Origin of the sequence: Leptothermofonsia sp. ETS-13 (genome assembly GCF_049200465.1) — a bacterium.
Classification (GTDB): domain Bacteria; phylum Cyanobacteriota; class Cyanobacteriia; order Leptolyngbyales; family Leptolyngbyaceae; genus Leptothermofonsia.
The window spans coordinates 130958-152052 of record NZ_CP120836.1 but is presented as its reverse complement, the minus strand read 5'-3'; the positions used below and the strand labels follow the sequence as shown (position 1 = coordinate 152052).

21 protein-coding genes are annotated in these 21095 nt (G+C 51.0%); 10 read left to right on the top strand and 11 right to left on the bottom strand.

Annotated elements, in window-relative coordinates; genetic code table 11:
• The first annotated feature begins 26 nt into the window (after nt 1-26).
• On the top strand, nt 27-926 hold the full coding sequence (locus P4D80_RS00730) for a c-type heme family protein (protein ID WP_421656951.1): 900 nt from the start codon (nt 27-29) through the stop codon (nt 924-926).
• Here the strand turns inward: P4D80_RS00730 and P4D80_RS00725 are convergent.
• The 5 genes from P4D80_RS00725 to rpmI all read right to left on the bottom strand — a co-directional run bounded on the left by P4D80_RS00725 (nt 909) and on the right by rpmI (nt 4316).
• On the bottom strand, nt 909-2045 hold the full coding sequence (locus tag P4D80_RS00725; protein WP_421656950.1) for an adenylate/guanylate cyclase domain-containing protein: 1137 nt from the start codon (nt 2043-2045) through the stop codon (nt 909-911). The genes P4D80_RS00730 and P4D80_RS00725 overlap by 18 nt on opposite strands.
• A 151-nt stretch (nt 2046-2196) precedes the next feature.
• A complete protein-coding gene (locus tag P4D80_RS00720; protein WP_421656949.1) occupies nt 2197-2724 on the bottom strand; it encodes a tetratricopeptide repeat protein in 528 nt (175 codons plus the stop codon).
• Nucleotides 2725-2814: 90 nt separating this feature from the next.
• Nucleotides 2815-3603, bottom strand: a complete 789-nt coding sequence (locus P4D80_RS00715) for a transporter substrate-binding domain-containing protein (RefSeq protein WP_421656948.1) — start codon at nt 3601-3603, stop codon at nt 2815-2817.
• Between the two features lie 22 nt (nt 3604-3625).
• Nucleotides 3626-3991 carry a 50S ribosomal protein L20 gene (gene rplT / locus P4D80_RS00710; protein WP_421656947.1) on the bottom strand — a complete coding sequence of 122 codons (366 nt, stop codon included), beginning with the start codon at nt 3989-3991 and terminating at the stop codon, nt 3626-3628.
• A 127-nt stretch (nt 3992-4118) separates the two neighbouring features.
• Entirely contained in the window at nt 4119-4316 is a 198-nt protein-coding gene (gene rpmI, locus P4D80_RS00705) for a 50S ribosomal protein L35 (protein ID WP_421656946.1), read from the bottom strand.
• 267 nt (nt 4317-4583) lie between these two features.
• Between rpmI and rimP the strand changes: the two genes are divergently transcribed.
• The 4 genes from rimP to infB all read left to right on the top strand — a co-directional run bounded on the left by rimP (nt 4584) and on the right by infB (nt 10682).
• Complete coding sequence (gene rimP, locus P4D80_RS00700) at nt 4584-5045, top strand: ribosome maturation factor RimP (RefSeq protein ID WP_421656945.1); 462 nt, start codon at nt 4584-4586, stop codon at nt 5043-5045.
• Nucleotides 5046-5246: 201 nt separating this feature from the next.
• Entirely contained in the window at nt 5247-6602 is a 1356-nt protein-coding gene (nusA, locus tag P4D80_RS00695) for a transcription termination factor NusA (protein WP_421656944.1), read from the top strand.
• Between the two features lie 101 nt (nt 6603-6703).
• Nucleotides 6704-7045: a YlxR family protein gene (locus P4D80_RS00690; RefSeq protein WP_421656943.1), complete on the top strand. Its 342-nt coding sequence runs from the start codon at nt 6704-6706 to the stop codon at nt 7043-7045.
• A 541-nt stretch (nt 7046-7586) separates the two neighbouring features.
• Entirely contained in the window at nt 7587-10682 is a 3096-nt protein-coding gene (gene infB / locus P4D80_RS00685) for a translation initiation factor IF-2 (protein WP_421656942.1), read from the top strand.
• Nucleotides 10683-10920: 238 nt separating this feature from the next.
• Here the strand turns inward: infB and P4D80_RS00680 are convergent, their stop codons facing one another.
• Nucleotides 10921-11121, bottom strand: coding sequence for a hypothetical protein (locus tag P4D80_RS00680; RefSeq protein WP_421656941.1), 201 nt, complete (start codon nt 11119-11121; stop codon nt 10921-10923).
• Between the two features lie 203 nt (nt 11122-11324).
• On the opposite strand from P4D80_RS00680, the gene P4D80_RS00675 reads away from it, so the two are divergent.
• On the top strand, nt 11325-12176 hold the full coding sequence (locus P4D80_RS00675) for an alpha/beta fold hydrolase (protein ID WP_421656940.1): 852 nt from the start codon (nt 11325-11327) through the stop codon (nt 12174-12176).
• A 198-nt stretch (nt 12177-12374) separates the two neighbouring features.
• On the top strand, nt 12375-13538 hold the full coding sequence (locus P4D80_RS00670; RefSeq protein WP_421656939.1) for a serine/threonine protein kinase: 1164 nt from the start codon (nt 12375-12377) through the stop codon (nt 13536-13538).
• Nucleotides 13539-13632: 94 nt separating this feature from the next.
• On the opposite strand, the gene P4D80_RS00665 is transcribed toward P4D80_RS00670, so the two are convergent.
• Together P4D80_RS00665 and P4D80_RS00660 are read right to left on the bottom strand one after the other, a co-directional pair.
• Nucleotides 13633-13983: a hypothetical protein gene (locus P4D80_RS00665; protein ID WP_421656938.1), complete on the bottom strand. Its 351-nt coding sequence runs from the start codon at nt 13981-13983 to the stop codon at nt 13633-13635.
• Between the two features lie 19 nt (nt 13984-14002).
• On the bottom strand, nt 14003-14200 hold the full coding sequence (locus P4D80_RS00660) for a hypothetical protein (protein ID WP_421656937.1): 198 nt from the start codon (nt 14198-14200) through the stop codon (nt 14003-14005).
• A 119-nt stretch (nt 14201-14319) separates the two neighbouring features.
• On the opposite strand from P4D80_RS00660, the gene P4D80_RS00655 reads away from it, so the two are divergent.
• The gene (locus tag P4D80_RS00655) at nt 14320-15525 is read left to right on the top strand and encodes a ferrochelatase (protein WP_421656936.1); all 1206 of its coding nucleotides are present in this window, start codon (nt 14320-14322) and stop codon (nt 15523-15525) included.
• A gap of 67 nt (nt 15526-15592) precedes the next feature.
• A complete protein-coding gene (locus P4D80_RS00650) occupies nt 15593-15775 on the top strand; it encodes a hypothetical protein (RefSeq protein WP_421656935.1) in 183 nt (60 codons plus the stop codon).
• Here the strand turns inward: P4D80_RS00650 and P4D80_RS00645 are convergent.
• On the bottom strand, nt 15747-17993 hold the full coding sequence (locus tag P4D80_RS00645) for an AAA family ATPase (protein WP_421656934.1): 2247 nt from the start codon (nt 17991-17993) through the stop codon (nt 15747-15749). The genes P4D80_RS00650 and P4D80_RS00645 overlap by 29 nt on opposite strands.
• A 479-nt stretch (nt 17994-18472) precedes the next feature.
• Here P4D80_RS00645 and P4D80_RS00640 point away from each other — a divergent pair, with 479 nt between their 5' ends.
• Nucleotides 18473-19765, top strand: coding sequence for a BMP family lipoprotein (locus tag P4D80_RS00640; protein WP_421656933.1), 1293 nt, complete (start codon nt 18473-18475; stop codon nt 19763-19765).
• Between the two features lie 348 nt (nt 19766-20113).
• Here P4D80_RS00640 and P4D80_RS00635 read toward each other — a convergent pair whose 3' ends face one another.
• Both P4D80_RS00635 and P4D80_RS00630 read right to left on the bottom strand, forming a co-directional pair.
• Nucleotides 20114-20341, bottom strand: a complete 228-nt coding sequence (locus tag P4D80_RS00635) for a hypothetical protein (protein WP_421656932.1) — start codon at nt 20339-20341, stop codon at nt 20114-20116.
• Nucleotides 20342-20557: 216 nt separating this feature from the next.
• Nucleotides 20558-20926: a hypothetical protein gene (locus tag P4D80_RS00630; protein WP_421656931.1), complete on the bottom strand. Its 369-nt coding sequence runs from the start codon at nt 20924-20926 to the stop codon at nt 20558-20560.
• Between the last annotated feature and the right edge of the window lie 169 nt (nt 20927-21095).

Genomic DNA, 21095 nt, shown 5'->3' with positions numbered 1-21095 from the left:
CTACGAAGAGGTTTCTATAAACGGCAATGCTCAAAAACCTTAAACTCAATCAAAAATTTACTATTCTACTGCTTGCAGTTTTTTTAGGCGCGGTTATTTTAAGTGGTATTGCATTCTCGGCCCTCTTGAACCACAATGCCGAACGTGAAGTGACCGCAAAAGCGAATTTGCTACTGCAAACTATGCTCTCGGTACGGCAATATACGTTGACCCAGGTCAACCCGGAACTGGCACCCAGGCTGGAAACTGAGCAGCAGTTTTTGCCGCAAACAGTTCCTGGCTATTCCGCACGGGAGGTGATGGAGGATCTGCGTAAAAATGCAGACTATTCAGATTTCTTTTACAAAGAAGCCACACTAAACCCTACCAACCTGCGAGACAAGGCCGATCCGTTTGAATCGCAGCTGGTTGAAAAGTTTCGTCAGGAGGCAAAACTCAAGGAACTAACGGGTTACCGCACCTCTCCTGCAGGGGATCTATTCTACATTGCCCGCCCTATCAAAATTGAAAAGGAAAGCTGCTTACGTTGCCACAGCACTCCAGAAGCTGCGCCCAAGAGCCAGTTAGCCAGTTATGGCAGAGACAACGGCTTTGGTTGGAAGTTGAATGAAATTGTTGGGGCACAAATTATCTCGGTTCCCGCCAGTGGCATCATCAACAATGCCCGTAGGGCCATTCTGCTATTTATGGGAATTCTGACGATCGCCTTTGCGTTGGCCATGCTGGTGATCAACTGGTTACTGCGGCAGACGGTAATTCGTCCGCTAAACAAAATGGCAAAAGCAGCCAATGAAGTCAGTATGGGCAATATGGATGCCAGCTTTGAACAGACCTCAAGCGATGAGATTGGTAACCTGTCTGAAGCATTCAACCGGATGAAAACCAGTCTGGTAATGGCGATGAAAATGCTAGGACGGGGTGAGTAAATCGCGACGAAAGGATTCACTCATTCTGGGGTTTGGCAGATGACTGCTCAGTGCCTCAACCAGTTGATGGCGGGAAAGCCCCGGTTGCTGAGACAGGGTTCTTTGGATAATCAGGGGGGCAATTGGCCCAATTGCTTTAGTTAACTCCAGCTCACAGCGTTTAACGAAGGCAAGGTCGATCGCTCCCCTACTTGCCGCTGGTTGAGCTTCCTCCTTGATTGCAGGCGGAGGCGGAGATCGGGGTGGGGGATTTTCACCGAGCTCTTTCAGTAAATCGTCGGCGCGCGATCGAAAAGAATTCCGCAAATGGTCAGGCAATTGGGCCACTAAACGCTCTATCAAATCCTGGCGACTATCTGTCTGGTTCAAAGTCTGCTGGAACAGAACGGACGCGATTGGACCAACTGCCTCTACTAATAGGCGCTCCAGCGCTTTTTTAACGTCGTCGGCTAGAAGCGGTAAATCCATGCTCAGCGGGTTGAGGTCTTGCTTTATACTGTCATCAACCTCCACTCCTGCCGATTCAGTTAGAGTTCTTTCTAACTCGCTCTTCAGGTTTGTGGTCTTTGATTGAGCTGCCAGCACGATTTGATAGATGGGAATGGATTCCTGAATATGCTTGAGTTCTCGCGGTCCCAGATAAGTTGCCTGTAATGCCAGACGCTTTTTAACCACGTCATAAACAATTTGAGACAGGCAGATGCCGCCCGGTTCCGCCTCTGACTGCAAACGAGCGGCGATATTGACCCCATCTCCCATCACATCCGTTGGGCTGACAAATACATCCCCTAAGTGAATGCCAATGCGGTGTTGCAAGCGATCGCTCTCGGGCAGGTTGGCGGCGATTGCTGCAATGGTCTTCTGAACTTCCAGGGCACAGGCAACCGCCTGAACCGCACTGGTGAAGTACATCAACAGCCCATCTCCAGTAAATTTAAGCACCCGCCCCTCATACTGTTCGCAGAAGCGGGTCATCAGTTCCAGGTCTCGCTGCACTAACTTAAGTGTATGCTCCTCGTTATGGGACATCCTACCGCTGTAATTAACCACGTCCGAAAAGACAATGGCAGCCAGTGTTCGGTGCCCCTGAAGAGGCTGGTGTTCCTGCTCTGTTCCCATGAGTGTTACTTAGTCCCCATGAGCTATATCCAGAGCATATCTCATCATTCCCGGAAACACCGATGGAATTTGCAACAAATTTGCCTACCCTTTATGGAAGTGGATGGGTGGATGAGGGGAGGGATTTACCCTTCCCCTCGCACCTCACTCCTCATGCTGAAGTCACCAGTCGCTTTCGAAGGGAGTCTGCACGCCTTTTGGCAGTAGCATTTTTGGGATCAAGTTCCAGTACCTGTTCGTAGGCTTCGAGGGCCTGAGCGGTTAGCTGTTTGCGCTCGTACGCATGCCCAATATTGTTTAGGGCTGTGACGTAGTTCGGTTCAATTTTGAGGGCTTCTTTATATTGACGAATCGCCAAATCATACTGCTCCTGGGCAAAGTAAGCAAAGCCTAACGCGTTGTAAACAAGGGCACTGTCTGGCTCGACCAAATCTTCTGCTTTCAGAGCTTTTTGAAAGAGGGTGATTGCCTGAGCGTACACTTTTTTATCCAGGTAAATGCTGCCCAGCTCGTAATACTCTTGAGCAGTTCCTTTCTCCCTAGATAGTTTTGACTGGAGCCGGTTGAGTGAGCTTTCTACCTGGCGGGTTTTCAAAATTTGACGAAATACAACCCAGGCTGCGATCAACAACAGTGCCAGCAACAAAGAAATATAAACAACTGGAAATGTATCTTGCATATGTACCGCCAGCTTATCCAAACAAAGGTCAAAACAGGCTACCAACCCAAGCTACAACAATTTGGGTTGTCTGGGTGAGCAAATTTCCCCTCAGGGCAATCCCCAGTAATCTGCTCGCTGCTCTAACCAGCCTTCTGCTTTCCAGCGGGTCAAGATTATATTGATCTGTCGTCGCAGTTCGTCGTACTGCGATCCCTTTGGTAGTACGATGCAGAGGGGTTCTACTGACAGATTAGGGGTTAGTAGGCGATACTGGGGGTTTTCCTGCACCCAACCACTTAAGACACTGGCGTCGGCTGCAAAGGCGATCGCTTCGCCGCGCTCCAAAAGCTCCAGGGCTGCTTTGTAGGAGGTTACACCCACTAATTTGGCCTGCGGCAGACGATGACGAATAACTGCAATTGTGTCGGAGTTGTCTAAGACCGCAATGGTCTGGTTGGTAAGGTCGAGAGAGCTTTGCAGGGTGGGATCTTTCGTGACCAGGGCAGTGCCATCATCATAGTAAGGAATACTGAAAGCAACGACTCGCGATCGCACAGAAGTCATAGTCACTCGGGCGATCGCCATATCCGCCTGGCCATCCAGCACTACTGCAAGGCGATCCTGATTTAGCACAGGCTTCAACACCAGTCCGTCGGTCCGCCCCAGCAAATCCTGCGCCAGCCGTTGAGCAATTTCGATCTCCAATCCCTGGAGTTGCCCATCCGCTCCCCGAAAACCCAGAGGACGCAGATTATCTTTTACAGCAACGGTCAACCGTCCCTGCTCCCGCAGGGTTTTCAATTCTTTAGCAATAGCTAATGGGGATGCCAGCACTGACACCCCCACCAGGCAAAAGCTCAAAACTCGACTCGTCAGCCATAATAGCTTCCTGGACATGCCGGAATGCCTACCGACCCCGTTAAGCCGATTGCTTGACCGATTGGCTGACCAATTCTACTACCCGAGCAAAACCTGCCGGATCGAGAATTGCCATCTGCGCCAGCATCTTACGGTTGATCTGGATGTTGGCTTTCTTCAGCCCCCCCATCAACTGGCTATAGCTCATTCCATGCAGGCGAGCGGCTGCGTTGATGCGAGTAATCCAGAGGCGGCGAAAGTCACGCTTGCGCTTGCGGCGATCGGCATAGGCATAGCGAAGCGCTTTCATCACCTGCTGATTGGCTGTCCGGAAGAGACGGTGGTGCGAACCCCGAAATCCCTTTGCTAGCTTCAAAATTTTCTTGCGGCGCTTACGAGCGACATTACCGCGCTTTACCCGTGCCATGATTCCTGATTCCTCTGCATTCCAAAATAGTTAAGAGTAATTAAGTTTTGAATTTTGAGTTCGAGGCGAAGGACAAAGAAGCCTGGAGCCAGGAATAACTCAAAATTTAGAACTTAAAACTAAAGACTTATAGATAAGGGAGCATCAAGCGGACGTTAGCTTCATCCCGCTCATTAACAACCGCCATTCCTGCGAGACGACGCTTGCGAGAAGCACTTTTGTGTTCTAACAGGTGACTTCTGAAAGTCTTACGGCGCATTATTTTTCCGCTTCCACTGGCTCTCAGACGCTTGGCAGCGGCTTTACGAGTTCTTAGTTTAGGCATAGTCTTTTCATTAGACACAGTTTTCTATACTACTATCTCTCCTCTAGAGAAAGCAAGCATTTACTTAGATGCAATTTGAGAAGTCGCCCCATTATTCTTTGAGAAGTCGCCTTAGTTATAAGGTATAAACGTTCGTCACTTCTGGCGAAGTTGAGCTAGACTAAATGTCGTAAAGTCCAGGTACTCCTGCGACGCTTCCAGATTCATGAAAGTTTTCGTTTCATGGGAAGTGGGTATTCAGCCCACTTTTTTTATTTCAAGTTGCGCATGACTCATCCACTCATTCCTCAAATTATCGATCTGGCTACCCCAGTAGCAAATTCTTTGGGATTAGAGGTCGTTGGGGCAGTTTTTCATACAAACCAACACCCTCCTATCCTGCGGGTGGATATTCGGAACCTTGAACAGGACACCAGCTTGGACGATTGTGAGCGGATGAGTCGAGCTCTGGAGCAAACTCTGGATGAAACTGGTGTGATTCCTGATGCCTACGTGTTGGAAATTTCCAGCCCTGGCATCTCCCGCGTGTTGACGACAGACCGTGAGTTTCAATCCTTCAAGGGGTTTATGGTTGTTGTCACCACATCTGCTCCCTATGCTGGGCAGCAGGAGTGGCTCGGTCAACTTATCCGCCGAGATGAAGCTGCAGTACATCTGAGCCAGAAAGGTCGGGCGATCGCTATCCCCCGTGACCTCGTCGCTAAAGTCCAGCTATCCGAAAAACGCTAGTTTTAGGAAGCCAGGAATCAGAAGCCAGAAGGGAGTGGGAGGGTGGAGGAGTAATGGAGTAACGAAGTAATAACGAAGTAATAGAGTAAAATCCCCCCTCCACCCCATCTCTTCCTCACCCATAAATTCATCTACCCGTCACCCCACCCCCAACTCTTTCCCCCAAGTCCTCTCACACAGAACGATACGGAGTTTCCCCCTATGTCCATGGTTACCCTTCCCGGACTTAGAGACATGATTGAAAACATCAGCCGAGAGCGGAATCTGCCTAAGCTGGCAGTTCAGGCGGCGTTACGAGAAGCCCTGCTAAAGGGGTACGAACGCTACCGTCGCACCCAGCGAATGGAGAACCCTAACTTCGATGATGAATACTTTTCCAACTTTGAAGTGGAGCTAGATGTCGAAGAGGAAGGGTTTCGGGTGTTGGCGACAAAAACCATTGTGGAAGAAGTAAGTAACCCCGACCATGAGATTTCACTTCAGGAAGTGCGAGAAGTAGCGGAAGAAGCCCAACCAGGTCAGGAAGTGGTTTTAGATGTCACTCCCGACCAGGGCGAATTTGGACGCATGGCCGCTATTCAAACGAAGCAAGTTCTGGCTCAGAAGTTACGGGATCAGCAGCGCAAGCTGGTTCAGGAAGAGTTTCAGGACCTGGAGGGAACTGTGCTTCAGGCGCGGGTACTTCGGTTTGAGCGCCAATCGGTCATCATGGCTGTCAGCAGTGGCTTTGGTCAACCAGAGGTGGAAGCCGAACTCCTGAAGCGCGATCAACTTCCCAATGACAACTACCGGGCAAACGCGACTTTCAAGGTGCTTCTGAAAAAGGTTTCTGAAGGTTCCCATCGCGGACCGCAACTGCTAGTTTCTAGAGCCGATGCAGGACTGGTAGTGTATCTGTTTGCGAATGAGGTACCCGAAATTGAGGATGAAATTGTCCGGATTGTTGCTGTCGCGCGGGAAGCCAATCCACCGTCCCGGTTTGTGGGACCTCGCACCAAAATTGCCGTTGACACTTTAGAACGAGATGTAGACCCGGTTGGGGCTTGCATTGGGGCGAGGGGCTCCCGAATTCAGGTTGTGGTAAATGAGTTACGTGGCGAAAAAATTGATGTCATCCGCTGGTCTCCTGACCCTGCGACTTATATTGCCAATGCCCTCAGTCCAGCACGGGTTGACGAAGTTCGTCTGGTCGATCCAGAAGGAAGGCAGGCACATGTTTTGGTGGCAGAAGATCAGCTCAGTTTGGCGATCGGCAAAGAGGGGCAAAACGTTCGTTTGGCTGCTCGCTTAACTGGCTGGAAGATTGACATTAAGGACTCTGCCAAGTACGACTATGAGGCAGAAAACAGCAAGATTGCGGCGGCTTTAGAAGAACGTCGCCAGGCACAGCAAAACGCTCAGGCAGAAGCGACTGATGAGGAAATTGAAGAGGAAGAGCTAGATTTAGATTTGGAGGAGGACACAGACGAGTCCTTGATTGAAGAAGAGGTTCCGTCTTCTGGGGCAGCGGCAGATGGTTCTGGCACTGAATCGGATGCTGCACTAAAGCGCCCCTGACAGCTTGTTAAGAATGATTGGGCAGGCTTTATCTACACGATCCTCTCTTCCGCCTATCTTCAGGTTCACAAACCCAACACTGACAAATTCCTGTGTTTTGAATGGAACCGAACTACCGACGATGCCTGAGCTGTCGCAAGATCGCCCATAAAAGTGAATTATGGCGGATTGTCAGGGTTCATCCGACTGGAACTGTTGAACTGGATCAGGGGATGGGGCGATCGGCTTATCTTTGCCCCCAGGCCAGTTGTTTAAAGACTGCACAGCGTAAAGACCGACTGGGGCGGGCCTTAAAGGCATCTGTACCAGAATCTATCTATCAAGAGTTGTGGAACCGTTTAGCTCAAGGTGAGGAAAACCTGGTAAAACTAGAGATGAGTTCAGTTGCCAGTCACCAATCAAAGCAGGAGAACGCCTCTTTTGATGATCAACAGGCCAGATGAACAGGCCAGTTGTTAGAGAATCGCATAATCAACTGCCGGCATAACTGACTACTGACTTTATTGCATTAAATTAGGTAGACTGAGGAAAGGTTCCAAGTAGAGAGGGCAACTGCACATCTTGATTGTTAGAGAGCTAGTTACGCTGAATCAGCCAGATGCTTCCGAACTCATTGGCTTTCTGTCCAAGTTACTTGTCCATCTCAAGCAAGGGCTGTTGGTCGTTTCGATGAGGGTTGGTTCAGTGTGAAAGTAGGACTTGACTGCCCTGCAACAAGAACTCAGTAGAGCCTTTAACTGTAACTAGCCTCAGTACTGAGAAATTTTGTGCAAAATTGAAGAGGGTAACTGTTCACGAATTAGGAGCAGTCATTTAATATTGAGTCTGCTCCCGGTGAGCAAATGACCTAAGCTTCCGTTGTAGGAATAGCAGAAATTTGCTTCTCTTACGATATATGGAGCAGTTTTAAGTCGAGTCCAATGTAGTTTAGTTATGACAGCAGGCAACTATGTGAAAACTGGATAGGTAGCGAGGGACTGGTGGATGAACAGCGGCAAAGTCAGAATTTACGAACTATCAAAGGAATTGAATTTGGATAATAAGGATTTATTAGCAGTTTGCGAACAGCTAAATATCTCAGTGAAGAGTCACAGCAGCACAATTACTGACTCTGAGGCTGAGCGGATTCGTGCTGCTGCTCAGAAACAAGCTTCTAGCCGCCCATCTTCTCCAAAGCCTGCTCCGCGCCATGTGTCTCATTCCCAGACATCTGAACCAAGGCCAAAACCTCCCGCTCCGGTTCAAAAGAGGCAGCAAATTCTGGAGATTCGCAAACAGTCGGTTCCCCCCTCTGCCCAGGTACCTGAACCGCCTGTTCCACCGAACTACAGCCCCCCTCAACCAGCAGTCAGTCAATCGATCGCTCCTCCAGCGAAACCTGCCGCCCCTAACCGTCCTACTCGACCTACCGCCAGTGTTCCGGCGGAAAGTGAACCCATTGAGCCATCGATACTGGTAGCTGGACCTCAGGAAGAAGTGGTGCTGAGTCCCATTCAGGTTCCCGAAACAGTTGAAGAAGAGGTGACTGAGCGAGAAATAACACCGCAACTAGAACTGGCAGGCCCACCTACAAGACCCAGTACGCCCGCTCCTAAACCCACTGTGGCAACTAATCGTCCTGTGCTCAAGCGATCGCAACCCGAACCTGCAGTTCAGAAAGCGGCAGCGGGAGGTGGAGGAGCCGGGGCTGAGCGAGCACCCAGACCGGGGGGTCGGGGTACCACATCGGGGGGGAATCAACCAGGAACCAGACCTCCAGTTGAGCGTCCAACACCTCGCCCTCAAACTATTGTTGAACTGAAGCGCCCTCGTCCAATTCCTTCCGACGATAATGCACGAGAAGAGAAAATGGTGGGGCGTGCCGGAGATACAGGGGGGAGGGCCGAGCCTGTATTACGAGCTAACCGACCCAGTCTCACGGCGACTGAGGCGGCAGCCGTAGCAACCAAAACAGAAGAAGTTCAGCTTCATCGGCCAACACCGCCCCGCTCAGCGAAGAAGGGCAAAAGTTGGCAGGAAGAGGAAGAAGAGCGCGAATTTGAAAGAGCGAAGGTTGCGACCAAGGGTAAGCGCCGTACTCAACCTGAACTAGACGAGGACGAGGACGAAGAGTTGGAAAGTATCCTCGATCGAAATGAGGATGCTCCCATGCAAGTCAGTCTATCGCTGGTTCGCCCCACCAAACCTAAGGCAGCGCGCCAACCTCAAGCCAAACCTCCAGCGGCGGCCCCTAAAGCGAAGAAGCAGTCTACTCCCCGCGATCGCCGCGAGCGTCGCGAAGAAACTAAAGTCGAAAAACCTACCCGCATTGTTTTGACTGGCAGCCTCACTGTACAGGAATTAGCAGCCTTGCTGGTTGTGCCTGAAACCGAAATCATCCGTGCCCTGTTCATGAAAGGGATTGCAGCAACGGTTACTCAGACCCTTGATATCCCGACCGCCACTATGGTGGCTGAAGAGCTAGGGGTGGAAGTTGAGACGGGTGAGAAGGAAGCGGAAGCCCGTAAAGTGACTGAAATGTTGGATGCAGATGATCTGGAAAATCTCCAGCGTCGTCCTCCAGTTGTCACCATTATGGGACACGTAGACCACGGTAAAACGACCCTGCTGGACTCCATCCGCAAAACCAAAGTGGCTCAGGGAGAAGCAGGCGGCATCACCCAACACATCGGTGCCTACCACGTCGATGTGGAACATGATGGACAGATACAGCAGGTCGTTTTTCTGGATACTCCTGGTCACGAAGCCTTTACGGCTATGCGAGCACGGGGAGCGCGGGTGACCGATATCGCTATCCTGGTTGTGGCCGCCGATGACGGAGTGCGTCCCCAGACGATTGAGGCCATCAGCCATGCGAAGGCGGCTGAAGTTCCAATTGTTGTTGCCATCAACAAGATTGATAAGGAGGAAGCTCAACCCGATCGCGTTAAGCAAGAGCTCACTGAGTATGGCCTGGTGCCAGAAGAGTGGGGTGGTGAAACGATTATGGTTCCTGTCAGTGCACTGTCGGGTGAGAATCTGGATACTTTGCTGGAAATGATTCTCCTGGTTGCAGAGGTCGAAGATCTCTATGCAAATCCTGATCGCCCCGCCAAGGGAACCGTCATCGAAGCTCACCTGGATAAGGCGAAGGGACCTGTAGCTACTCTACTGATTCAAAACGGCACACTCCGGGTTGGGGATGTTCTGGTGGCAGGTTCCTCCTTTGGTAAAGTCCGGGCAATGGTAGATGACCGGGGTGACCGGGTTAAACAGGCTGGTCCTTCCTTTGCTGTGGAAGTGTTGGGGTTGAGTGATGTTCCAGCAGCAGGAGATGAATTTGAAGTCTTCCAGGATGAGAAAGATGCTCGCGCTCTGGCAACAGCCAAATTGCAAGAGCAGCGTCAATCTCGCTTGATGCGGGCAATGGCCTCTCGCCCGGTCAGCCTTAATGCCATCTCTGCTCGTGCCCAGGAAGGTGAACTGAAGGAACTGAATCTGGTGCTTAAGGCAGATGTTCAGGGTTCGGTAGAAGCCATTCTAGCTGCACTCAAGCAACTTCCTCAGAAAGAAGTTCAGGTGCGGGTATTGCACGCAGCCCCTGGTGAAATCAGTGAGACGGATGTAGATCTGGCAGCGGCCAGTAGTGCGGTAATCATTGGGTTTAATACCACTCTGGCAACAGGTGCCCGTCAGGCAGCCGATCGCGCTGGGGTGGATGTCCGCGAATACACCATCATTTACACGCTACTGGATGACATTCAGGCCGCGATGGAAGGGCTGCTGGAACCCGAATTAGTTGAGGAAGCACTGGGGCAAGCTGAAGTCCGGGCGGTCTTCCCAGTTGGGCGCGGCACCGTAGCAGGTTGTTACGTTCAAACGGGCAAAGTCGTCCGTAACGCTAAGATTCGTGTTCACCGGAATGGAGCGGTGATTTTTGAAGGGAACCTGGATTCGCTGAAACGGATGAAGGAAGATGCTCGAGAAGTGAACACCGGCTACGAATGCGGCATTGGAGTTGACAACTTCAATGGTTGGGCAGAGGGTGACATCATCGAGTGCTACCGCATGATCAGTAAGCGACGCACCCTGACTAAGTAGGGGCCTGCTCTGGGCGTCTGTCAAGACTGTCTTTGTAGGTTACAAGCCCCCAAAAAGGCCACCTAAGAAAGCACTCTGCCAGTAGCAGGGCGCTTTTTTGTAGCAACAGAATTGTATAACAGCAAGTGTTTGGATTGTGATGGAGTGCAGGGGTGAAACCCTGGTGTGGGGCACTACCCCCACACCCTTTTGTCCTAACCAGAATGCGTAAGGCTATATCAAGAGAATGAGATCGCGATTAGCTTAACCCTACTTTCGAGCGATCGTAGTTCATTGCAAAAGTGGGGTGGGGTTTACCCTGAATGTGATTCCAGAAGTGAGCAGTCTCAGCAGGCATTCCAATTTCCGATGCAGCGCGACTCAACATGCACTGCTCACGGTTCTTGATCATGTGGTGGTGACGGAGCGTCAGAGCACGAATTTGCGATTCAGTAGACATGATGTTTCTCCCGATTACACTGTTGTTTGCCTTCCGATAGTAATATAGCAATTAAATTCTGTAGTTAAAATTACAAAATTGCTTATTTTCACAAAATGTAACTAATTCCTCAGAATTCCCCCATCCCCCCATCCCCTCTCCATCCACTTGCCCCCAGATCCCTAGAGCGGTAAGCTCAAACAACAATTAAAAAGCTTAGAGCTATGCCATCTGCTACTGAGAATTGGACAGAGGTGGGAGCGTTACGCTGGTTTTATCGGGAAGCTGTACCAATTGGTGCAACTGATCGCCTCCCGGTTGTGTTGCTGCATGGAATTCCTTCTCAAAGCTACGGTTGGCGGGAAGTTCTGCCCGAACTGGCGAAACATGGCTTTCGCGCGATCGCCCCAGACTGGCTCGGTTTCGGTTTTTCTGACAAACCTGATCGGCGAGATTTTGCCTACACCCCCGATGCCTTCCTGCAAGCTCTAACTGATTTCCTCAAAGTCCTGGAAATTGAGCGCTTCTCCCTTGTCGTCCAGGGTTTTTTGGGAGCAGTGGGGCTTCAGTATGCTTTGCGGCATTCAGAGCAGATTGATCGGCTGGCGATTCTAAATGCGCCAATCACAACAACAGCCAGGCTACCCTGGAAAATTCAGCAACTGGGGCTCCCCTTCCTTGGCGATATGATGACCCAGGATCCATTGCTGATTGACCGGACTCTGGAAGGGGGCGGTGGTTATCGAGTAGAAGACAAAGATCTGGATGTTTACCGCCGCCCGTTCCTGAAAAGCTCCGATGCCGGACGATCGCTCCTGGCAACGATTCAGAACCTGCAACTGAAGCAGGTCACTGCCGAAATTGAGTCTGGCTTGCAGCAATGGAGTCGCCCCCTGTTAATTGCTTGGGGCGATCGCGACCCCTGGTTGCCCCTGGCGGCGGTAGAGCCCTTTGCCCATTCCCTCCCTAATGCTGAATTTGTAAAGCTAGAAGAAGTTGGGCACTACCCTCAGGAAGATTGGCATGAAAAAGTCAATGATGCTCTCCTGCGCTTTTTGCGTCAGCGGTCGTTTTAGTAACAGCTTCCGTCGAGATAAGTAGCTGGGCGCAATTAAATTAAGGATAATTTCGGGGGTGGAGGGGGTGAAACCCCCTGTCTGGGCGCATAGCCCCACTCCCCCTCTTAAAATTAATTGTGGCTACCTACTTAACGGTTGCTGTTCTTAAAGAACCAGAGTTATAAAGACCTGTATGTATACGCTGGGGACAAGCCAATGTCAGGTCAAATACTGGGCGATCGCTACGAAGTCGAGCGGCAGCTTGGCAAGCAAACGGGGCGGTGGACTCTCCTCGCCCGTGACCTTCAGACCCAGGAACAAGTGGTGATTAAGCTCCTGTTTCTGGACGAACAGTTAGAGTGGGACGATCTGAAGCTGTTTGAACGAGAGGTAGAAATTCTCAAGGCACTTTCCCATCCCTCCATCCCTCGCTATCTGGGCTATTTTGAGCACCAATTGCCGAATGACAAAGCATTGGCCTTGATTCAAACCTACGTAGAGGGAAAGTCTCTGGAACAGTGCATGCAGCAGGGACGGATTTTCACTGAAGCTGAAACGAAGCAGCTTGCTAAAGCTTTGTTAAATATTCTGGTTTACCTCCACGGTCGGCAGCCTCCCATTATTCACCGCGACATCAAACCCAGTAATATTCTGCTGGCAAACCGCCAGGCATACCTGGTTGATTTTGGTTCTGTTAAAGCGCTCAAAAACATAAGCGAGACCAGCGCCTTTACTGTCGTTGGTACCTATGGTTATATGCCACCCGAACAGTTCAGTGGACGAGCTGTGCCCGCTTCAGACCTTTACAGCCTAGGTGCAACCCTGATTGCCCTCCTAACGGGAACGCATCCCTCCAGCTTGCCGCGGCGAGGCGTCAAAATTGATTTTAGCAGCGCTGCCACCGTCAGCCCTGAATTTGCAGATTGGTTGGAATGGATGACCGAACCCAACCTGGAACAACGCACCAAGTCTGCTCAAGAGGCCCTGCAAACCCTGGAACAGGGACGGCACCCAACCCCCCCCGCCCCAGTTGTAAAACCGGCTGATAGCAAAATTTCCTTAACAAAGGACAACTGTAGTTTAGAGATTCTGATTCCATCCCTGCTGGGGCAAACCCGACTCCAGATTGACCTCCAGCAGATTTCTATGACTACTAAGCGGTTGGGCTTTCAGACCGGACGGGCCCAGGTTTCTCCCAGGCACAGAATCAACAAGTTGGAGTACCATCGGGAGATCGCATCCGGAGATGCCGAGCCTCAGCTAACCATCTGGGCGGGCAGTGAAAGATATGAGCTGAGTAGCCATCTACCCCTGACAGTACGAGAGCTAGACTGGTTGGCCTACGAACTCTCGACCTGGTTAAAGTTGCCATTGAATTAACTAAAGTAAGTAGGTAGTCATAATTAATTGTCAAAGGGGGAGTGGGGGTAGAGACACACTATCATTTCATCTACCTCTCCACCCCTTGATCCATCTACTCCCCACATTGCACGAAGGTCATTATAAAGCGGGCGGCGGTGGTTCGGATAGGGGAATGAGAGGAGCCAGCGGTTAGGTGCCAACCAGATGCTGTGTGGGGCGATCGCCACAGGTCTAAGTGTTCCACCCCAGGTTCGGCATAAAAGCTATCTTCTCCTGCCCCCAGCAGGGCCGAACTCCAGTGGGTGAAGTAGTCGTGGCTGACCCGGTGAATGGGAAAATTCCCTACCAGGGGGACACCCCAACCATCCAGGGCAATCAAAGCTTTGACCTTTCCTCCCCACCACTGCCAGCCCCAGGCGGCTCCGATCGCTCCCGCCACGCCCGCACTGAAGCCGATGAACACCAGTGGCGGGGTGAGAAAATCATCCGGGGTTTTCCACCCGAAGCTGGCGATCGAGAAATTGGAGGATATAGGGTGCTGAATAGGCAGGATAGTCCTGGGTTGGAAACACCAGCGGCGGCGGAATGGTCTGGCACTGGGACCACTCGCTTAAGAGCGATTCCACAAAACTGGTCGTCAATGCAGGGTCATGAACTCCAGGGCAAATGATTAAGCGCATCAGTACTTGGGTTGTATCCCCCCTATGGGGATGTTAGCCTATACAACAGTAGTGAATTTTCTGAAAAGAATTCTAATCCTCTGGACAGTTATCAGAATCTCACTACTTCAGCAAATTAATTGAAAGGCACTTTTAGCGAGAAATTAGACGTGGTTGCTATCTCCGAAAATCTCCAACACCCTACAGACGCATCTACCTCCCAGGAACGGGTTGCTGTTCTGTTGATGGGCTATGGCGAAGTCGAAAGTTATGACGATTTTGCAAACTACAATGAGCAGGCGTTGAACTTACTGACAGCGAAGTTTGCGCCAGTGCCAACCTGGGTTTACCCGCCACTGGCAAAGTTGTTAGCCATCTTTGATTTACATGAATGGAGCCACCGGCACCACCATTTCATTTCTCCCCATAATGCAATTTTTGAACGTCAGCGAGCCGGAATTGAAAAGGCTTTGCAGGAACGGTGGGGCGATCGCATCAAAGTGTTCAAAGCGTTTAACTTCTGTAAGCCTTTTTTGCCAGAGCAGGTTCTGGAAGAAATCAAAGCAAGTGGATTCAGCAAATTGCTGATTTACCCTCTGCTGGTAGTCGATTCCATCTTTACCAGCGGGATTGCGGTGGAGCAGGTGAATAAATCCCTGGCCAAACTAACGGACGCGACGGAGCAGTGGGTTAAGGGAATTCGCTATATTCCTTCGTTCTACAACGAGCCTGACTACATTAACCTGATGGCGCAGTTGGTTGAGGAAAAAATTCAGAAAGAACTGGCAGCCGCCCATCTTCCTTCCCAGACCGGAATTGTGCTGATGAATCATGGTTGCCCTCACAAAGCCAAGGGATTTACCTCTGGAATAGATGAAAGTCAGGCTTTGTATGAGCGGGTACGGGAAAAGCTGATTCACCGTTATCCTCTGATCTCGGTCGGCTGGCTGAATCATCAGACACCATTAATTGAATGGACGCAACCGAACGCAGAACTGGCAGCAAAAAATCTGGTGGAGCTGGGGGCAACGGCGATCGTCTTTATGCCGATTGGCTTTGCCACTGAGAACCATGAAACACTGCTGGATGTGGATCACATTATTCATGAACTGCACAAAAAGCGCCCGGATGTGACCTATGTGCAGATGGAATGCGTCAATGACCATCCGGCATTCCTCAAGATGGCAGCGGAGTGGGCAAATCCACAAATTGAAGCGTTGCTGTCAGAGGAGGCTTTGGTAGTGAACCCCAGTCTGGCTCATAGTCACTCCCATCATTCTCACGGACATTCTCATAGGCATGGGCATCATCACCATAATGGACATGGGCATCACCATCATCATTGAAGGAATGTGAAACAATCGCCCCCCATTCTGGTATGACAATACACAGACTATTTGACAAGTTAGAGCCATGTCTGAAGAAAATGCCCAGGTTTGTCCAATCTGCAAAGTCAAAATCATCAAGATGGTGGGGGGCGATCGCGTTCTGTTTTCGATGGGGCCCCCAGGAACCAGAGCAACCCTGTGGGCAAAAGTCTGTCGCTTTACCGATAAACCGGGCTGTATTAATCGGGATGCTGGGGTTGGTGGATAAGGCGTCGATGGGCTTGAATGAAGGCGATCGCGCCTTTCCATTTCACGGTTTGATTGCATAATCGCTCAAATGCTTTGTGGACCTGTTTCTGCTCAGCCTCTGAAAGTGATTGGCTCAGGTAACTTGCATAGGTTGGTTGAGTATCTGGAGGTATTGAGAACCACCGATTTAGCAACGCTGGAGTCACCAGTAAATCAGTGATTGAGTAATCAAGTTCAATATCGGTAGTCAATCCTGTTGCTATAAATAAACGCTGCCAGTCGTCAATGTCCCAATTGACCACAGTGTCGGCTTTTTGTGAGTAAATAGCGTCTTCTGTTTGCACCAGTTTTTTATATAGTTTAGAATTCAGCCAGGCAGGATCGAGTAGCTGGTAAAGCCGCTGGGAACGGTGGGGCACCGCTTCTGCCAGAGCAATAACTCCATTCGGATGAAGCCATTCCCGCAGCGATCGCAGGATTCTGGCTTTATCGGGTTCTTTCATGAATGCATTTCGCCCGATGATGCAATCAAATCGAATGTCCGGTGCCTGTGTTTGCAACAGGGCCGGGAGGTTTGCCAGATCCGTTTGTAGAATGATGGGACGGGCAACTTCGGGCAGTGTCATAGACTGCTCGGCTAAAGCGGTGGCATCGGTAGCAGTGTGAACACAGGCAAAAACGCTGCCTTCTGGAACGTGGCGAATCGCTTCCCAGGTGAGTAACCCACTCCCGGCATTGAGGTCAAGAATGACGTGATGACGTTGAGGCTGAGCGATCGCAAACAGGCGATCGCGCACGGCTGCCAGGCGTTCTCCCACCTGCCCCAGAGTGCGTTGCAACCAGCGTTTCTGGGCCAAATCGGGAGCGCTAAAGGTCAAAATTTCGGGAGTTGTCATGCCAATGCCCTCCACCAATGCTGCAAGCTGGGCTTCCCGTTTACGAGTCACCTGGTGCTGAATTTCAGCTTCGTAGCCCTGATGGGAAGGTTGATAAAATACCTGTCCTTGCAGGCTGGAAGGCAAATACTGCTGAGCTACCCAGTGATCGCGATAGGCATGGGGGTAGAGGTAGCCTGCACCATGACCGAAGCCTTTCTTGTCCCGGTTGGCGTCCTTCAGTGGGTTAGGAACGTCTGCCTCCCGCTCTTGCTCCACAGTGGAGAGGGCATCGAAAAAACCCATCACACTGTTTGATTTGGGGGCCGTGGCCAGGTAAAGCGTGGCCTGGGCCAGGGGATAGCGGCCTTCCGGCATTCCAATCCGATCAAAAGCCTGGGCACAGGCGTTGACGATGGCGATCGCGTTGGGGTCTGCCATGCCCACATCTTCGCCAGCCAGAATCAGCAGACGCCGAAAAATAAAGCGGGGGTCCTCACCCGCATAAACCATCCGCGCCAGCCAGTAAAGAGCGGCATCGGGGTCGGAACCCCGCACACTTTTAATGAAAGCGCTAATGGTATCAAAGTGGGCATCCCCTTCTTTGTCATAAAGAACCGCCCGCTGCTGAATCGATTCTTCTGCCACTGATAAATCGATATGAATGGTTCCCGTCGCGTCTGGAGGAGTGGTTTCAACCGCCAGCTCCAGTGCATTTAACAATGCCCGCGCATCGCCATTGGCAACATTCACCAAGTGATCTAACGCATCCGAATCAAGCTGCACCTTGAGTTTGCCATAGCCCCGTTCCTCATCCGTTAACGCCTGTTGCACCACCTGGCGCAAGTCCGCCTCATCCAGTTGTTTCAGTTGAAAGATGCGCGATCGCGAAACCAGAGCCTTATTCACCTCAAAATAGGGATTTTCAGTGGTTGCTCCAATTAGAATGACCGTACCGTTTTCAACCCAGGGTAATAGCGCATCCTGCTGCGCTTTATTGAACCGATGCACTTCATCCACGAACAGAATGGTGCGCTGGTTATACATGCCACGCTTTTCCTGGGCTGTGGCGATCGCCTCTCGAATTTCTTTCACCCCGGCCAGCACCGCATTGATTGAAATGAAATGAGCCTTAGTAGTATTGGCAATCACCCGGGCCAGCGTTGTTTTTCCCGTCCCCGGTGGTCCATAAAAAATGAGGGATGATAGTTGATCCGCCTGAATCGCACGCCGCAGCAATCGCCCCGGTCCCACGATGGCATCCTGCCCAACAAACTCATCCAGCGTGCGAGGACGCATCCGTGCCGCCAGGGGTGCCTCTGCCTCTGTCATTGCTAACCGATGCTGGTCGAACAAATCCATTGCACTTCAGACGTCCTTCCGACTAATTTATCAACTTCCTCAAGAAATTGAGCCAGAAAATATAGGAAGGTAAAGAACTCAATGCCTGACGGCGTCAGAGGTTTGGAACAATTAGGAACCAAGGGCTGCTCACCTGCTATGCTCAATGCCTTACGACATAACAGGTTGGGGCAAACGACAAATTCAACAATGTGTTTGAAGCCATCTATTTTGAAGCTATCCATGCTCCAGGGGCTGGGGCGTCGGTTATGCAGATGCTGAAAGTAGAGACAATATTTTTGTTTGGCTCAACTGCTAAACGGTAGAAAAGGGGCGGTTTCCGTTTAATGTTATAATGGATACTTTTCTCATAGGGGCGATCGCCATTAATGGAAAAGCAAAGAATTTGGTAGATTGTCAGCTTAGTATTGGGTGATTTCCTCCCAAACTTAATCCCCAGCCCCTAACCCCTAATTCTGTGTGGTAATGAGAAGTGAACCATGAACATCCATCTCTCGAATTCCGACACACTCATGAGCAATCCTGTTCTACCCAAGAAAACCCCCTTCAACCATCCCTGGTGTTTAATCAAGCGCTTCTGGCCGATTGCAATCCTGGGAGTTTGCATCAGCTCATGCAGTAAACCCACCCCCACAGTTTCCCCTACAGCTGCTTCACCCCAGGCAGGCAGTAGTGATTTTACCGTCGGCATGGTCATTGCAGGTCCCAGAAATGATGGGGGCTGGAACCAGGCTCACTACGAAAGTATGCAACAGGTGGCAGAAGACCTCAAAATTAAGTTTGAGTATGTTGATAAAGTAAACCCAGCTGATCGCCCCAACATCACAGGCGTTCAGGTTGCGGATGATCTGATTGCCAAAGGTGCAAAAATGGTCATCTTCAACTCTGATGAGTTGAAAGACGATGCCCTGGAAACAGCTAAAAAGCATCCCAAAATTCCCATCATCCACGCATCGGGTGACTATGCCTGGAAAGAAGGCAAGAATTACAAAAATCAACCCAACCTGGGCAATATCATGGGGCGTATGGAGTACGGCAAGATGATTGCTGGATGCGCCGCGGCCTTAGGTACAGAGACTGGCAAAATTGGCTACCTTGGTCCCCTAATCAATGATGAAACCCGCCGCTATGCCTCTGCGGCCTACCTGGGAGCCAAATACTGTTGGGAAAACTACGTCAAGAAAGATTCAAAAGACTTAAATTTTAAGGTGACCTGGATTGGTTTTTGGTTCAACATTCCTGGTAAAACCCTCGACCCCACCAAAGTCGCTGATGATTATTACAACAGTGGTTATGATGTAGTGATGTCAGGAATTGACACTCCCGAAGCAGCGGTGCAGGGCAAGAAAGCAGCAGAAGCAGGTAAAAAGGTGAAATACGTTCACTATGACCTGAAGACGGGCTGTGAACTAGCTCCTGACATTTGTTTGGGTGTTCCCTACTACAACTGGGCATTGCCTTATACCAATGCGGTCAAGAAAGCAATGGACGGAAAAATGCCTAACGAATTTGTCTGGTTGGGACCCAACTGGAAGGACATCAACGCCCCCGATTCAATGATTGGATTTCTCCCTGGCAACGCCCTGGGTGACAAGAAGAAATTTATTGACAAGTTTATTAAGGGCATGGGCGACGGTAGCATCAACCTTTACAGGGGTCCCATTAATTTCCAGGATGGCACCGTCTATGTGAAGAAGGGGGAAGTTGCCACCGAGCAACAGATCTGGTATCTGCCTCAACTGCTAGCAGGCATGGAAGGACCGAGCAAATAGTGTTTTGGAGAGGCTTTAGAGGGGATCTTGGTAGAGGTGGCTTTAGAAGTCCTAATGCTTGTGGCAAGATGCTTGGATCCCCTCAAATTCTCCTCAAAAAATTATTGTGTAAACCCATCTCGGCTTTGTTCGAGACTGGCTCTCGGGGGACTTACCCTTGCTACGCGACATGCGGTTAGATCTGGGGGACAACATTAGTTTTGGTACTGGTACTGCGCTTAGCATGTTTGGCAACTGAGGGATGGAGTTTGAGTTGACGGATTACTTCTGGTTGAATTTCGAGCACAGGGTTAGGCGGCGACTTGCTGGCCCTTGTCCTCCCAGCACATCCAACAACTCGTCGTTGGGTCAAAGCGAATCCACAACAGTTGTCCTCTCCAGTGCTGATGTAAGAGGTGTAATTGTGATTGGACAAAGAGAGGCGACCGGGGCATCCACCGGACGCCGCCAGCAGCCCTGTGCTAAATAAGCCTGGACGCGCACGATTAACCATAGCTGGTCTTCACTGGCCGCCTCATAGGACGCCCACCTCGGCCCAATTGGGGATAGCGATCGCAACGAGTGAATCCCTTCCACACCACCTCAATGCCCACCCCCACCCGCCACAATTCAAACAAACTGGTCAGGTCATTCCCGCCCGCCTTCCAAGGTTGGCCGTGGTCAAACTGCAACTGCTGCGGTCACCCCCATTGCTCAAACCAGTGCCGTAATGCTTGTTGCACCGTCGGGGCAGGTACAGCCTCAAACGCGGCAGAGGGGGAAGCACTGCACGCTAACAGTGCACCGGAGGCTTCATCGGTTGCACTCCGCCAACTCACCTCCTGCCCATCGGCTACCGCCTGATGCGACCTGGCATCGACTTGCCAATAGATGCACCTGGGGTGAGTGTGCTCGGCGAGGAGAAGCCACTGGCTGGACTGGACTACTCATCCCGGCGGCCCTAAACCACCGTTGGATCGCCCGCTCACAAGGAATTGCATGCTCCAGCCAGCGTTGCTGCAAGAGGACTCGAATCATCCCAACGCCCCAATCGCAATGCCTGCACTTCAGATCAATTGCACTGGCCAAATCAAGCGTTCGAATCGCCCCCCCCGATGGCCAAACTCCCCGGTGCAGCATCAGCGTCTGCTCCCGGTAGGACCGAGCACAAATGCGCTGCACTCTGTGACGCAATTGCTGTAACTGTTGGGCAGTGGCCTGGTAACTCCTACCCTAAGTTTGTAAAAGTTTGTAAGTCTACCATCTGCTGCCCATGGAAATGGCAATTGCGGCTGGCATAGTTACCTTCCTTGATGTCCACAGTCTCTAATTCAGGTGTAGCCCAATGGAC

Bases quoted from the DNA above. Each gene is read 5' to 3' on its own strand.
- P4D80_RS00730 (WP_421656951.1), top strand. From the start codon at position 27: ATGCTCAAAAACCTTAAACTCAATCAAAAATTTACTATTCTACTGCTT.
- P4D80_RS00725 (WP_421656950.1), bottom strand. From the start codon at position 2,045: ATGGGAACAGAGCAGGAACACCAGCCTCTTCAGGGGCACCGAACACTG.
- P4D80_RS00720 (WP_421656949.1), bottom strand. From the start codon at position 2,724: ATGCAAGATACATTTCCAGTTGTTTATATTTCTTTGTTGCTGGCACTG.
- P4D80_RS00715 (WP_421656948.1), bottom strand. From the start codon at position 3,603: ATGTCCAGGAAGCTATTATGGCTGACGAGTCGAGTTTTGAGCTTTTGC.
- rplT (WP_421656947.1), bottom strand. From the start codon at position 3,991: ATGGCACGGGTAAAGCGCGGTAATGTCGCTCGTAAGCGCCGCAAGAAA.
- rpmI (WP_421656946.1), bottom strand. From the start codon at position 4,316: ATGCCTAAACTAAGAACTCGTAAAGCCGCTGCCAAGCGTCTGAGAGCC.
- rimP (WP_421656945.1), top strand. From the start codon at position 4,584: ATGACTCATCCACTCATTCCTCAAATTATCGATCTGGCTACCCCAGTA.
- nusA (WP_421656944.1), top strand. From the start codon at position 5,247: ATGTCCATGGTTACCCTTCCCGGACTTAGAGACATGATTGAAAACATC.
- P4D80_RS00690 (WP_421656943.1), top strand. From the start codon at position 6,704: ATGGAACCGAACTACCGACGATGCCTGAGCTGTCGCAAGATCGCCCAT.
- infB (WP_421656942.1), top strand. From the start codon at position 7,587: ATGAACAGCGGCAAAGTCAGAATTTACGAACTATCAAAGGAATTGAAT.
- P4D80_RS00680 (WP_421656941.1), bottom strand. From the start codon at position 11,121: ATGTCTACTGAATCGCAAATTCGTGCTCTGACGCTCCGTCACCACCAC.
- P4D80_RS00675 (WP_421656940.1), top strand. From the start codon at position 11,325: ATGCCATCTGCTACTGAGAATTGGACAGAGGTGGGAGCGTTACGCTGG.
- P4D80_RS00670 (WP_421656939.1), top strand. From the start codon at position 12,375: ATGTCAGGTCAAATACTGGGCGATCGCTACGAAGTCGAGCGGCAGCTT.
- P4D80_RS00660 (WP_421656937.1), bottom strand. From the start codon at position 14,200: ATGCGCTTAATCATTTGCCCTGGAGTTCATGACCCTGCATTGACGACC.
- P4D80_RS00650 (WP_421656935.1), top strand. From the start codon at position 15,593: ATGTCTGAAGAAAATGCCCAGGTTTGTCCAATCTGCAAAGTCAAAATC.
- P4D80_RS00645 (WP_421656934.1), bottom strand. From the start codon at position 17,993: ATGGATTTGTTCGACCAGCATCGGTTAGCAATGACAGAGGCAGAGGCA.
- P4D80_RS00640 (WP_421656933.1), top strand. From the start codon at position 18,473: ATGAACATCCATCTCTCGAATTCCGACACACTCATGAGCAATCCTGTT.